The 13,780-nt window shown below is 62.3% G+C and carries 7 protein-coding genes and 1 riboswitch; of the genes, 2 read left to right on the top strand and 5 right to left on the bottom strand.

What is annotated here, in order from left to right:
* Positions 1–22: 22 nt before the first annotated feature.
* Together LQG66_RS25785 and LQG66_RS25780 are read right to left on the bottom strand one after the other, a co-directional pair.
* Positions 23–2,164, bottom strand: coding sequence for a PQQ-dependent dehydrogenase, methanol/ethanol family (locus LQG66_RS25785; RefSeq protein ID WP_231318453.1), 2,142 nt, complete (start codon positions 2,162–2,164; stop codon positions 23–25).
* A gap of 384 nt (positions 2,165–2,548) precedes the next feature.
* Complete coding sequence (locus tag LQG66_RS25780) at positions 2,549–2,893, bottom strand: hypothetical protein (protein WP_231318452.1); 345 nt, start codon at positions 2,891–2,893, stop codon at positions 2,549–2,551.
* A gap of 277 nt (positions 2,894–3,170) precedes the next feature.
* On the opposite strand from LQG66_RS25780, the gene uca reads away from it, so the two are divergent.
* Entirely contained in the window at positions 3,171–6,767 is a 3,597-nt protein-coding gene (uca, locus tag LQG66_RS25775; RefSeq protein WP_231318451.1) for an urea carboxylase, read from the top strand.
* 20 nt (positions 6,768–6,787) lie between these two features.
* Complete coding sequence (gene atzF, locus LQG66_RS25770; protein ID WP_231318450.1) at positions 6,788–8,599, top strand: allophanate hydrolase; 1,812 nt, start codon at positions 6,788–6,790, stop codon at positions 8,597–8,599.
* A gap of 256 nt (positions 8,600–8,855) precedes the next feature.
* On the opposite strand, the gene metE is transcribed toward atzF, so the two are convergent.
* The 3 genes from metE to prpC all read right to left on the bottom strand — a co-directional run bounded on the left by metE (position 8,856) and on the right by prpC (position 13,780).
* On the bottom strand, positions 8,856–11,213 hold the full coding sequence (gene metE, locus LQG66_RS25765) for a 5-methyltetrahydropteroyltriglutamate--homocysteine S-methyltransferase (RefSeq protein ID WP_231318449.1): 2,358 nt from the start codon (positions 11,211–11,213) through the stop codon (positions 8,856–8,858).
* Between the two features lie 90 nt (positions 11,214–11,303).
* A riboswitch (cobalamin riboswitch) is annotated at positions 11,304–11,530 on the bottom strand.
* Positions 11,531–11,659: 129 nt separating this feature from the next.
* Positions 11,660–12,580 (bottom strand): methylisocitrate lyase, encoded by a 921-nt coding sequence (gene prpB, locus LQG66_RS25760; protein WP_231318448.1) that lies wholly within the window; start codon positions 12,578–12,580, stop codon positions 11,660–11,662.
* Positions 12,581–12,595: 15 nt separating this feature from the next.
* Entirely contained in the window at positions 12,596–13,780 is a 1,185-nt protein-coding gene (gene prpC / locus LQG66_RS25755; protein ID WP_231318447.1) for a bifunctional 2-methylcitrate synthase/citrate synthase, read from the bottom strand.

Genomic DNA, 13,780 nt, shown 5'->3' with positions numbered 1-13,780 from the left:
TCCGGCCACCGCATGTTGGCTGCTACGGCTGCTTCGGTCGGATGGCGTCGGCCGTCGCCTGGATGAAGGCCTGGATCTTGACCACGTCCTCCTCCTTGAGCTTGCCAGTGAAATCAGGCATGCCGCGGTCGCGGAATGGTCCGTTGAAGACGATGTCCTTCAGCTTGGTGATCTCCTCGGCCGGCACGTAGCCGAGATTGCGGATGTTGCCGCCGCGATCGACGCCGGGTACGCCATGACAGGTGGCGCAGGCGGCGACATAGAGCGCCGTACCTTCGGGCACGTCCTTCGGGTCGTATTTCACGCCCTGCAGCAGGCCCTCGGTCTGGTACTTCACGAACTCCGGCAGCTTCGCCTTGGCACCGACGGCGAAGGTGTAGACCGTACCGGGCGTGCGCAGCTCGGTGGCGCGCGCCGCAAGCCCATAGACGCCGCCCCAGCCGACCGCAATCGAGACATATTGCACGCCGTCGATCATGTAGGTTGAGGGCGCGGCGACCACGCCGGTGCCGGTCGGCGTCTCCCACAGCTTCTTGCCGTCGCGAGCGTCATAGGCGACGAAGCGGCCGTCCGCGGTGCCCTGGAAGACGAGGTTGCCGGCGGTGGTGAGCGTGCCGCCGTTCCACGGCGAGGCGTGCTCGATGCGCCAGACCTCCCTCTGCTGCACCGGGTCCCAGGCGAGCAGCCGCCCGAATGCCGGCGCCTTCGGCGGCGTCGCGTTCAACGCGAAGCCGAGATTCCACGCCGTCACGCCGCCGAACTTGCCCGGGGTCGGCGCATTGTTGACGAAGGTCTTCTCCGGCGTGAGGTTCACGGGGATGTTCTGCGCGGGAAGATAGACGAGGCCGGTTTGCGGATTGAACGACATCGGGTGCCAATTGTGCGCACCATAGGGACCGGGAATGGAATCATAGGGATCGTCGCCGCGCGCGGCGGGCACCTCGACCGGGCGGCCATTGGCGTCATAGCCGGTCGCCCAGTTCACATCGACGAAGTTCTTGGCCGAGATGAACTTGCCGTTGGTGCGGTCGATCACGAAGAAGAAGCCGTTCTTCGGCGCGTGCAGGATCACCTTGCGCGGCGCGCCGTCGATGGCGATGTCGGCGAGGATCATCGGCTGGGTCGAGGTGTAGTCCCAGTGATCGCCCGGCGTCTCCTGATAGTGCCAGATGTATTTGCCGGTGTCGGCGTTCAGCGCGACGATCGAGGCGAGATAGAGATTGTCGCCGCCGGAGGGGCTTCGGATCTTGCGATTCCACGGCGCGCCGTTGCCGGTGCCGAGATAGACCATGTTGAGATCGGGGTCATAGGTGATCGTGTCCCACGGCGTGCCGCCGCCGCCGTTGATCCAGTACTTCGTCGACGGATCCCAGGTCTTGGCCGCCGCTTGCATCGACTCGTCCTCGAACGGCTTCGACGGATCGCCGGGAATCGTGAACCAGCGCCACAGCTGATTGCCGGTCTCGGTGTCGTAGGCGGTGATGTAGCCGCGCGCGCCATATTCGGCGCCGCCCTGGCCGATCACCACCTTGCCGTTGAACGCGCGCGGCGCGCCGGTGATGGTGTAGGAATGCTCGTGGTCGATCAGGGTGTCCTTTTCCCAGACCTTCTGACCCGTCGCCGCGTCCAGCGCGATCAGCCGCCCGTCATAGGCGCCGACGAACACCTTGCCCTTGTAGACGGCGACGCCGCGATTGACGACATCGCAGCAGCCCTTGTAGCCGAGCTCGCGCTTCACGCCGGGATCGAACGTCCAGATCTTCTTGCCCGTGCGCGCGTCGATCGCATGCACGACGCTCCAGGAGGCGGTCTGATACATGATGCCGTCGACGACGACGGGCGTCGCCTCGACGCCACGCTCGGAGTCGAGATTGTAGCTCCAGGCAAGCCCGAGATCCTTCACGTTGTCGGCGTTGATCTTGTCGAGCTTGCTGAAGCGTGTCTCGCCGTAGTCGAGACCGATGGTCGGCCAGTCCTTCGACGTCGCGGCATTGACCTTGATCATCGCGCTGTCCACGGCCGAGATCGTCGCCTTGATGCGATCGGGCGTCAATTCCTGCGCGATCGTTCCGCCTGCCGGAATGACGAGCGCCACACAGAGGGCGGCAGCCGCGCGCAGAGCCGAGCGAGCTCGCGCTCGATGCAGACCTTGTCTTACTTCCATGTCGTTCCTCCATGGATCTCTATCGGATCCTTCGCGCATCGTAGAGGCCGGCAAAAGCGAGCGTCAAGAAATGACGAACAAGTCGCATCATCCTTCATCCAACTATTTCGATTTGATAGTTGTCGCATCAGGATCTTCCTGCCCTGACGTGGAAAACTTCCCGATTTGATTGCGCGTTCTGTCCTGAAAGCTCGTCGCAAAATTCAGGGTTCACCCGTCCGTCGCGATAGGTTACGCTTCAGGCATTCATCATCTTTCCGATACCCATCTCGGTCTCCGGCTCCCCCAAGTGCCGGAGGCCGTCTTTTGCCAGCGCCAAAGTTGTTGCTGATTTGCGTCCCTAAGGAGCTATTCCTCAGGATCGAGCGTTGCCGTTGTCTCAGTTCACCAATTCGCATTCGCCGACAACTCGAAGGTCGGCGGAACGGCGAGGTAGACCTGGTCGGGGTAACCAGGATCGGACCGGGCGGCATCGAGCATATTCGTTGTGTTGCGCACGCGAAAAGAAAAACGCATCCGCTCGAGCCCCTGCCATGCCAGTCGCGACCCGGAATGTCGACGAAGGCAAAAGATCGGCTCTCGTGTAAGCAACACGTCTGTGAGATTGTCGTCGAACAGATAGCGCTGTCCGACATGCCTGACGGAGCGCACGATCTCCACCGGCCACCGACAATCATTGAAGTGATAGGACGCGCCAGCATCGATGATCACCGGTGTCTCGCCCTCCATGAACTCGTCCCGGCTGCTTATCACCCTAGCTTCGGCAACCGAATAGACCGAGCACCTAGTTGCATACAATCGCGCACGATCGCCTATTTTTTCGGCAGATGCCGAGCTTGATTGTGCTAAGCACCATGCCATCTCGGATGCTCGCAAGCCTCTGAATTTGCGAACATTTCTCGACAAAGCGAAACGCCGACCGAATGGTATGATCTTTGCGACAAAACATCATACTCGTTGAGTGCATCGCACCCCCAACGAGATGTGTGGTTGAGGGCCGAGACCTATGTTCAGGACAGTTTTGGTTGCGAACCGCGGCGAGATCGCCATGCGGATCATGCGTACGCTCAAAGCAATGGGCGTGCGTGGCGTCGCCGTCTATTCCGACCCTGATCGCACCACTCCGCACGTCAGCCTTGCCGATGCAGCGGTCCATCTTCCTGGTAAGTCCGCGGCAGATACCTATCTGCGCGCGGATCTGATCATCGCCGCAGCCAAGGCCGAGGGGGCTGACGCGATCATACCGGGCTATGGCTTTCTTTCCGAGAACGCCGATTTCGCTGAGCAATGCGAGGATGCTGGCATCGCATTCATCGGACCCACCTCGCAGCAAATTCGTAGCTTCGGCCTCAAGCACGCGTCGAGGGAGATCGCCGCACGTGCGGGCGTCCCACTCGTTCCAGGAACCGGCCTTCTCGACAGTCTCGACGAGGCACTGCAATCGGCAGATCGCATTGGCTATCCCGTGATGCTGAAGTCGACGGCTGGCGGCGGCGGCATCGGTCTCACGCGCTGCGCCAACGCTGGCGAACTTTCTTCGGCCTATGACACCGTTCAGCGCCTAGCTCAGAACTTCTTCAAGGATTCCGGCATTTTCCTCGAACGTTGCATCGACAATGCCCGGCATGTGGAGGTTCAGATTTTCGGCGACGGCCACGGTGCCGTAGCCGCACTCGGCGAGCGCGATTGCTCGCTCCAACGCCGAAACCAGAAGGTCGTCGAGGAAACGCCAGCACCAGATCTCCCTACCGCCACCCGCCTGCGTCTGCTGGAGGCCGCAAAGAAACTCGGTATGGCTGTGAGCTACCGATCCGCCGGGACAGTCGAATTCATCTACGATCGCGCACGCGACGAATTCTATTTTCTCGAGGTCAACACACGCCTGCAGGTCGAACATCCAATCACCGAAGCCGTTTGTGGCATTGACCTGATCGAATGGATGGTGCGGACAGCCGCTGGCGATCCGCCCAACCTGACGTGTTGCCCCCAGCCGCGCGGCGCCGCGATCGAAGTCCGGCTTTACGCCGAAGATCCGGTTCATGATTTCCAGCCCTCGCCAGGGATCCTGACCGAGGTGGTTTTTCCCAACGACGCACGGATCGACGGCTGGATCGCAACCGGTACGGAAGTCTCGCCATACTACGACCCGATGCTCGCCAAAGTCATTGTTCACGGCGCTGACCGTGACGAGGCGATCGCGAAGATGAAAGCGGCACTCGCTGTCACGCGAACCGCCGGGATTGCAACAAATCTGGACTATCTCCGGGAGATCATCGAATCGCCGATGTTCGCATCCGGCGATGTTTCGACCAGCGCGCTTTCGGAGCTTGCCTACCGGCCGAACGCGGTTGAAATCGTCGTAGCCGGAACCCACACGACCATCCAGGACTATCCTGGTCGTGTCGGACACTGGAATGTCGGCGTACCGCCGTCCGGACCCATGGACGACTACGCCTTCCGGCTCGGCAACAGAGTTGTCGGGAATGAAGAAGCTGCCGCGGGGCTTGAATGTACGCTCGCGGGTCCGACGTTGAAATTTCATTCGAATAGCGTGATCGCACTGACGGGTGCATCCACAGAGGCTACGCTCGACGGCTCTCCAGTCAAATGGTGGGCTCCGGTTGAAGTCAAGGCTGGTCAAACGCTTGTCTTGGGTCGCGTCAAGACGGGATGCCGAACCTACGTCTCTGTGCGCGGCGGCATCGATGTGCCCGTCTATCTCGGGAGCCGCTCGACCTTCGTGCTGGGTCAATTCGGTGGCCATGCGGGGCGCCCCCTGCGGCCCGGCGACGTTCTCCCCCTGGGCCGTCAAGCTTCCCTGGCACCGGGTGCCGCGCCCAAGGCACTCATTCCAACCTACACGAATGAGTGGGACGTCGCCGTGCTGTACGGTCCCCATGGCGCGCCCGACTTCTTTACAGAGGACGCGGTTTCGACGTTCTTTGATACCGCATGGGAGGTGCACTACAACTCGAACCGATTAGGCATTCGTCTGATCGGACCCAAGCCGAGTTGGACGCGGACCGACGGGGGCGAAGCAGGCCTGCACCCATCCAACATCCACGACTGCGAGTACGCTGTCGGATCCGTGAATTTCACCGGCGACATGCCGGTGATCCTCACACGTGACGGGCCGAGCCTTGGCGGCTTCGTCTGTCCCGTCACCATTGCGAAAGCCGAGTTATGGAAAGTCGGTCAGGCCAAACCCGGCGACCGCATTCGCTTCAAGCCGATCAGTTTCGATGATGCACTTGCGCTTGAGAAGGCGCAAGACAAGGCAATCGCCACCCTCGTCCCTGTCCTCTCTCTTGAGACGGGTACTGCGCCGGCTCTTACCCGCTCGACGACGGTCTCCGCCACGATTCTCTTGGCATTGGCGCCGGAGGGCGATCGCCCGGCGGTCGCATACCGCCAAGCCGGCGACCGCTACGTTCTGCTTGAATACGGCCCGAACGAACTCGATCTTCGCCTGCGCTTCCGTGTGCATGCGTTGATGGAGGATCTCAAGGCCAATCCTGTCCGCGGCATTCTAGAGCTATCGCCTGGTGTACGCTCGCTTCAAATCAATTACGACAGCCGCGTCATTCACCAGAAAGATCTCCTTGACGCACTGCTGGCCGCAGAGCTGCGCTTGCCAGCCGTCGACACGATGAAGGTCAAGACCCGCGTCGTCCATCTTCCAATGGCCTTCGAGGATTCCGCAACGCTCGACGCGGTCGCTCGCTACGGCGAAACCGTTCGCGGCACCGCTCCGTGGTTGCCAAACAATGTTGATTTCATCCAGCGGATCAACGGCCTGGACCATCGCGATCAGGTCCGAAGCACCATATTCCAGGCCAGCTACATGGTGCTGGGGCTCGGCGACGTCTATCTCGGCGCGCCATGTGCCGTCCCCGTCGACCCGCGTCACCGCCTGCTGACATCGAAATACAATCCTGCCCGAACCTTTACGGCGGAAGGTACAGTTGGTATCGGCGGCGTTTATATGTGCATCTATGGCATGGACTCGCCGGGCGGCTATCAGCTTGTCGGACGCACGCTTCCGATCTGGAACAAATTCCTGAAGAACCCAGTGTTCGCGCCGGGCGAGCCTTGGCTGCTGCGCTTCTTCGATCAAGTGCGCTTCTACCCAGTCGACGAGGCGGAGCTGACGCAGCTACGCGAAGACTTCCGCGAGGGACGCGCGACTATTCGCATCGACGAGGAGGTTTTCGATCTCGGTGCTTACCATGCGTTTCTCGACAAGGAGAAAGAGAGTATCGCGACGTTCAAGAAACGGCAGCAGCTCGCGTTCCAGCAGGAGGTTGCGCGCTGGCAGGCGGATGATGGCCAAGCGTCAATACGGGACGACGTCATGGCGGACGATGACGAGGCATTGGATGGCCACCTCGTTGCTTCGGATTTGCACGGGAACGTGTGGAAGGTGCTCGTGGAGGAAGGGCAAAGGGTCGAAGCCGGATCGCCCATTGTGATACTCGAAGCGATGAAAACCGAGCTGAACATCCTTGCCCCCGTCACCGGCACCGTCCGCGCACTCTATTGCCGGCCAGGCCGGCCGGTTGCCACCGGCGACCGGCTTCTCGTGATCGAGCCTCTCGTTTGATGCCGTTTCAAGGAAGACGAATGTCAAAGACGTTTCCGACCGTCGCCTCGCTCCATACGGCGTATGCGCATGACCTTTCGCCCAAGGAAATGATCGCCAACGTCTACCGCCGCATCGCAGAGGTCAACGATCCCGGAATTTTCATCACGCTGATACCGCAGGATGCCGCAGTAGCGGCGGCGGGCGCGTTGCCTGCTTTCGATCCGGTCACTTATCCGCTATGGGGCGTCCCCTTTGCGGTCAAGGACAATATCGACGTCGCAGGAATGCCGACGACGGCCGCCTGTCCGGAATTCGCTTACCTCGCCGCGTCGACGGCATTCGCCGTGCAGAAGTTACTTGATGCAGGGGCCCTGCTCATAGGCAAGACCAATCTGGATCAGTTCGCGAACGGCTTGGTCGGCATCAGAACTCCTTACCCGGCGCCGAAGAACTCTTTCAACACGGACTACGTTCCGGGGGGATCGAGCTCCGGTTCGGCGGTTGCCGTCGCCCATGGCCTCGTGACCTTCGCGCTCGGCACGGATACTGCGGGCTCCGGACGCATACCGGCGGGCCTCAACAACATCGTGGGCCTCAAGCCGTCGCTGGGTAGCGTGTCGAGCTCGGGAGTCATCCCGACTTGCCGTACGCTCGATACGATATCCGTGTTCGCGGGCACTGTCGCCGATGCCACTCGCGCATTTCAGGTGATGGCAGCATTTGATCCAAAGGACGCTTATTCCAGAGCTCTTCCGGTACCGCCTCCTAGCGGACTACCGCCCGGAATGCGCGTCGGCATTCCCGATGGCAAAGGTCGACGCTTCGGCGGAGATACGCTGTCGGAGGCCGCGTTCGATGCCACGCTCGCGGATCTCTCATCGGTGACGGGAAACACAATGCCGACTCCCGTCGACATGACCGCGCTGTTCGACGTTGCGCACCTGCTCGACAGCGGTCCTTGGGTAGCAGAACGCCTGCATGCGATCGGCAACATGATTGCGGCCAAACCGGAAACGTTACATCCGACCATGCGCAAGATCATCGAGTGCGCAAAGTCCCTCTCGGCGGTCGACACATTTGCAGGACTCTACCGGCTCGGAGAGCTCCGCCGCATCACCGACGCAATCTGGTCGCACGTAGACGTTCTCATCGTTCCGACCTATCCGCGACCGCGCAAGGTCGACGAGCTCATGACCGACCCGACTGGCCCCAATGGCGAGCTCGCAACATATACGAGTTTCGTGAACCTGCTTGATCTGTGCGCATTGGCCATCCCGGGTCGGTTCCGCTCCGACGGCTTGCCGTCAGGCGTTACGCTGATCGCGCCCCGCGGTCGCGATGGCCTCCTCGCTGCATTGGGAGAACGGTTGCATTCAGTTTCTTTAAACGGCATCGGGGCCAGCACGGACAAAGTCCCACCACCGTCTGACAGCTCTTCGATTGCCGCGCCAGGGGAAATTGAGCTCGTTGTCGTAGGCGCTCATCTGTCAGGCATGCCGCTCAATCACGAACTCACAAGGCGCGGCGCGAGATTCCTCCGAGCCGAACCAACCACAAAGGACTACAAACTCTTTGCACTCCCAGGCGGGCCGCCCTACCGTCCTGGATTGATGCGCGTGCCCGACGGGACCGGGGCACAGATCGCTACAGAGGTCTGGGCGCTGTCGGCGGAAGGTCTCGGTAGCTTCATCACGGGAGTCCCGGCACCGCTCGGGATCGGCACCACGCGCCTCGCCGACGGAACGTCGGCCAAAGGCTTCATCGTGGAAGCCGAAGGCATCGTCGGCGCCAAAGATATTTCGGAGTTCGGGGGCTGGCGAAATTATATCGCGAGCCTGTCCACAAGCTAGAGACGGGCCAAAGTCATTTGGTATTTTTGCAACATTCGGGTGTATGCGAGGACATTGCAAGACCGGACACGAGAGCGACTGGAACCTCGTTCAGATCGTCAAGAACAGTGACGATCCGGGGAGGAGACCGCAATACACGTTTGAAAATCGCAGCGCTGCGCAATCGTCGCCTATGGTCATCCATTCATCGCTCGACGCACGAGGCCTTGCGCCGCTACACCGAAGATGCTGCAGCGGCGCGAGCACGGTGGCATGATCAGGCTTCGGCTCGCAGCTCCCGCGCTGCAGCAACCATGTTCACGAGCGCAGGGCGTACCTCCTCCCACTTCCGGGTCTTCAGCCCGCAATCGGGATTGATCCAGAGCTGGTCATCGGACAGCCGCTTCCTGGCCAGCAAGAGCAGTTCCTTCATCTCCCCGACTTCGGGGACGCGCGGGGAGTGAATGTCGTAGACGCCGGGGCCGATCTCGTTGGGGTACTTGTAGGTGTTGAACGCATCGAGCAGTTCCATCTTGGAGCGCGAGGTCTCGATGGAGATGACGTCGGCATCCATCGCCGCAATGGCGTCGATGATCTGGTTGAACTCCGAGTAGCACATATGCGTATGGATCTGGGTCTCATCGGCAACGCCCGTCGAGCAGACGCGGAAGCTTTCCACCGCCCAATCGAGATATGCCTGCCAGTCGGACTTGCGCAGAGGCAGGCCCTCGCGCAGCGCTGCCTCGTCGATCTGGATCATCCTGGCGCCGGCGGCTTCGAGGTCGTTCACCTCGTCGCGAATTGCCAGTGCGATCTGGCGGCAGGCCTCGCTGCGCGGGATGTCGTCACGGACGAACGACCAGTTCAGGATGGTCACAGGTCCGGTCAGCATCGCCTTCATCGGCTTCTCGGTCAATGATTGCGCATAGCGCCACCACCCGACCGTCATCGGCCTGGGACGCGTGACATCACCGAACAGGATCGGCGGACGGACGTAGCGCGAGCCATAGGATTGCACCCAGCCGAATGTGGTGAAGGTGAAGCCGCCGAGCTGCTCGCCGAAATACTGCACCATGTCGTTACGTTCGAACTCGCCATGCACCAGCACGTCGAGACCGATGTCCTCCTGCCAGCGCACCGCACGCGCCGTCTCCTCCTTGAGGAACTGCTCGTATTGCGCATCGCTCAGCGTGCCGTTGGCGTGAGCGGCGCGCGCGGCGCGGACCTCGGCCTTCTGGGGGAATGACCCGATGGTCGTCGTCGGGAACGCCGGGAGACCGAACTTGGCGCGCTGCAGCGCGGCCCGCTCGGCAAACGGATGGTGCCGGCGGCGCATCGCCTCGTCGATTGCGGCCATCCGCCTGGCGACGCCTGCATTGTGGATCTTGGGCGAGGTCTGGCGCGCAACGGCTGCGCTCTCCGATGCGGCCAGCTCATCGCCGACCGACTCGCGGCCGCCGCCCAGAGCGCGGCCCAGCGTCGCAAGCTCGCCCATCTTCTGAATGGCGAAGGCCAGCCAACTCCTGATGTCGGCGTCGAGATCGGTCTCCAACGCGAGATCGATCGGCGTGTGGAGCAGCGAGCAGGACGGCGCGATCTGCACTCGGTCCTTGCCGAGGCTCGCCACGACGGGCTCGATACCGTCGAGCAACGCCGGCAGATTTGACCGCCACACATTGCGGCCGTCGATGATGCCGAGCGAAAGCACCTGCTTTCGACGCGCGCCGGAAGCGATCGCGCTCAGTTGCTCCGGAGCACGCACGAGGTCGATGTGAAGGCCGGCAACCGGCAGCGCCAGCGCCGTCTCCAGATTGTCGCCGAGCGCGCCGAAATAGCTCGCCAGCATGATCTCCAGTCCTGGAACTGCTTCGGCAAACACAGCATAGGCGCGGTGCAGCGCGTCACGAGCGGCATCATCGAGATCGAGCACCAGGATCGGCTCGTCGAGCTGCACCCATTCGGCGCCGCGCTGCTGGAGTTCGCGCAGCACCTCGACATAGACCGGCAGCAGCCGGTCGAGCAGCGACAACGGCTCGAACGACGCATCGGCGCTCTTGCCGAGCTTCAGGAAGGTCACCGGGCCGACCAGCACCGGACGGGTCTGATAGCCGAGGCCCTTGGCCTCTTCATATTCCTCGATCGGCTTGCGCGAGGACAGCGCGAAGGTCTGGTCCCTGTGAAATTCGGGCACCATGTAGTGATAGTTGGTGTCGAACCACTTGGTCATTTCCTGTGCCGGAACACCGTGCGAGCTGCCGTGCTGATGATGGGCATGACCACAATCGGCATCATGAGCATCGCCCTGCGCGCCGCGCGCCATTGCGAAATAGGTCGCAAGAGACACCTGGCCGCCGGTCCAGCCGTAAATGGCGGGAATCGCCCCGACCATCACGCTGGTGTCGAGCACCTGATCATAGAGCGAGAAGTCATTCGACGGAATGACGCTCACACCGAGCGATCGCTGCCGCGCCCAGTTCGCGGCGCGCAATCCGGCTGCGGCCGTGAGCAGATCCTGCTCGCCGGACTTTCCGGCCCAAAAGCGCTCGAGGGCAAATTTCAACTCACGACGCGGGCCGATCCGCGGCGTGCCGAGCGTAGCGACTGGAAGAGAGAGTAGACATAGCTTCAACCCCATAAATGGGGGCAAAAGGCCATGGCGGACGCAATGCAGGAAAGACCGCGCAAGCGGCTGCTGCCTCGCGCACCACCGGGACACCCCGCCCGTGGACGATATGTTGTCGAGGCAGGTCTCCTGGCTCGCGGGTCAACGTCAGCATCCGGCCTTCCCGAAGCATCGGCTTCAGTGACACGATAAGGATGCAAACTCGCCGCTTACAGTTGCGGGGGCAGCGCCGGCATTGCGACTGATCGAGACTGGATCAGTGGCGCACCGGCTTCCCTCTTAGCTCCGGATCAAGTAGGATCTGGAGAACCACGACAGTCTCGGTTAGCCGCAAGACGTTGAGGCCGTCAAGATCGCCGCCCCATCTCCACGCCGATGAGGATGTGGGGTACTGCCCACAACGCTCCGGCACTCCTGACCTTCACGATGGCCGGTGGGACGATGTCACTGGCCTCCGATCAGCGCCGAGGCATGCCCTGCGGGATCAGGGTCTCGACGATCGAGGCATCGAGCGCCTCATAGTCATGCAACCCAATCGTCGCATAGAGTTCCGCGCGGGTCTGCATTTGGTCGACTACTCCATGCGCTCCGCCGTCGCGTGCGATCGCGGCGTAGAGATTGGCCTGCGCCTTGTTCGCGACCCGCAATGACGACACGGGCCAGATGACCATCGCGTAGCCCATGGCTTCGAACTCTGCGGCCGTGAAGAACGGTGTCTTCCCAAACTCCGTCATGTTTGCGAGAAGCGGAACGCCCGGCAGACGCTCGGCAAAGACGCGGAACATCTCCTCGGTATTGAGCGCTTCCGGAAAGATCGCATCGGCGCCGGCCTCCATGTACAGCTTTGCACGCGCGACGGCGCCTTCCAGCCCTTCAAGCGCCGCGGCGTCCGTTCGGGCGATGATCACCATATCCCGGCGCGCCTTTGCCGCTGCGGCTACCTTGGCCGCCATGTCATGCGCGTCGGCCAGGCGCTTGTCATTGAGGTGACCACATTTCTTGGGCAGCAGCTGGTCCTCCAGGTGAAGCGCGCCCGCGCCTGCGTCCTCGAAGACGCGGACAGCATGCATCACGTTGAGCGCTTCGCCGTAGCCGGTATCCGCGTCGACGAGCAAGGGCAGCCCGGACGCGCGTACGATCTGGCGGATGAAGAAGGCCACCTCTTCGACCGTGATGATTCCGAGATCGGGGAGCCCCATCGACGCAGTCATTGCGGCGCCGGAGAGATACAGCCCATCGAAGCCTGCGGCCTTGGCCTGCAGCGCGGCCATGCCATTGTGAGCACCTGGAAGCCGAAGAATGCCGGGTCGTTTCAGCAGCTCTCGAAAACGGCGGCCGGCGGAGACGTGCGGCAGATCGGCAGCGACGACATATGGCATTTCAGAGCCTCGGGGCTAGGCGGCGCGGACCGACGACGAGTGGCCTCGTCGGTCGATCGGCACGAAGGTCTGGTTTTCGGGCCCGACATAGTTTGCCGACGGGCGGATGATCTTGTTGTCTACGCGCTGCTCGATGATGTGTGCCGCCCATCCGGAGGTCCGCGAGATGACGAACAAGGGCGTGAACATCGCGGTCGGCACGCCCATCAGGTGATAGGACACGGCGCTGAACCAGTCGAGATTGGCAAACATCCGCTTTGTCTCGGCCATGACGGCCTCGATGCGGTCGGCGATCTCGAACATCTTCATCGCGCCCGCCTCCCGCGACAGGCGACGGGCCACCTCCTTGATCACCTTGTTGCGTGGATCGGCGATCGTATAGACGGGGTGACCAAACCCGATGACCACCTCCTTTGCCGCAACACGGCGGCGGATGTCGGTCTCGGCCTCGGCGGCGTCGGCATAGCGCTTCTGCGTCTCGAATGCGACCTCGTTGGCGCCGCCATGCTTGGGGCCGCGCAGCGCGCCGATCGCGCCGGTCACGGCCGAATAGATGTCGGCGCCGGTGCCCGCGATCGACCGCGCGGTGAATGTCGAGGCGTTGAACTCATGCTCGGCATAGAGGTTGAGCGAGGTATGCATGGCCCGCACATGCGTCTCGGACGGCCCTCGTCCGTGCAGGAGACGCAGGAAATGGCCGCCGATGGTGTCGTCATCGGTCTCGACCTCGATGCGGCGGCCATTCTGCGCGAAATGATGCCAATAGAGCAGCATCGATCCGAGTGAGGCCATCAGCCGGTCGGCAATGTCGCGCGCAGCTGGATGGTTGTGGTCATGTGCCTCGGGCAGCACGCAGCCGAGCGTCGAGACGCCGCTGCGCATCACATCCATCGGGTGGGAAGCGGCCGGCAAGGTCTCCAGCGCCGCGCGCACGGCGGACGGCAGGCCGCGCAGGCTCTTCAGCTTGGCTTTGTAGCCCGCGAGCTCGGCCGGCGTCGGCAGACTGCCATGGACGAGCAGATGCGCGATCTCCTCGAACTCGCAGGTCTCGGCGATGTCGAGGATGTCATACCCCCGATAGTGCAGGTCATTGCCGGTGCGACCGACCGTACAAAGAGCGGTGTTGCCGGCCACGACGCCGGAGAGCGCGACCGATTTCTTGCGCGCCGGCGTGGCCGGCGTCGTCGATTGTTCTGCCAT

Source organism: Bradyrhizobium ontarionense (genome assembly GCF_021088345.1).
Classification (GTDB): Bacteria; Pseudomonadota; Alphaproteobacteria; order Rhizobiales; family Xanthobacteraceae; genus Bradyrhizobium; species Bradyrhizobium ontarionense.
This window is presented reverse-complemented; position numbering and strand designations above follow the sequence as displayed.

Coding starts and splice junctions, on each gene's coding strand:
- uca (WP_231318451.1), top strand. CDS start 3,171: ATGTTCAGGACAGTTTTGGTTGCGAACCGCGGCGAGATCGCCATGCGG.
- atzF (WP_231318450.1), top strand. CDS start 6,788: ATGTCAAAGACGTTTCCGACCGTCGCCTCGCTCCATACGGCGTATGCG.
- LQG66_RS25785 (WP_231318453.1), bottom strand. CDS start 2,164: ATGGAAGTAAGACAAGGTCTGCATCGAGCGCGAGCTCGCTCGGCTCTG.
- prpC (WP_231318447.1), bottom strand. CDS start 13,780: ATGGCAGAACAATCGACGACGCCGGCCACGCCGGCGCGCAAGAAATCG.
- prpB (WP_231318448.1), bottom strand. CDS start 12,580: ATGCCATATGTCGTCGCTGCCGATCTGCCGCACGTCTCCGCCGGCCGC.
- LQG66_RS25780 (WP_231318452.1), bottom strand. CDS start 2,893: ATGGAGGGCGAGACACCGGTGATCATCGATGCTGGCGCGTCCTATCAC.
- metE (WP_231318449.1), bottom strand. CDS start 11,213: ATGGGGTTGAAGCTATGTCTACTCTCTCTTCCAGTCGCTACGCTCGGC.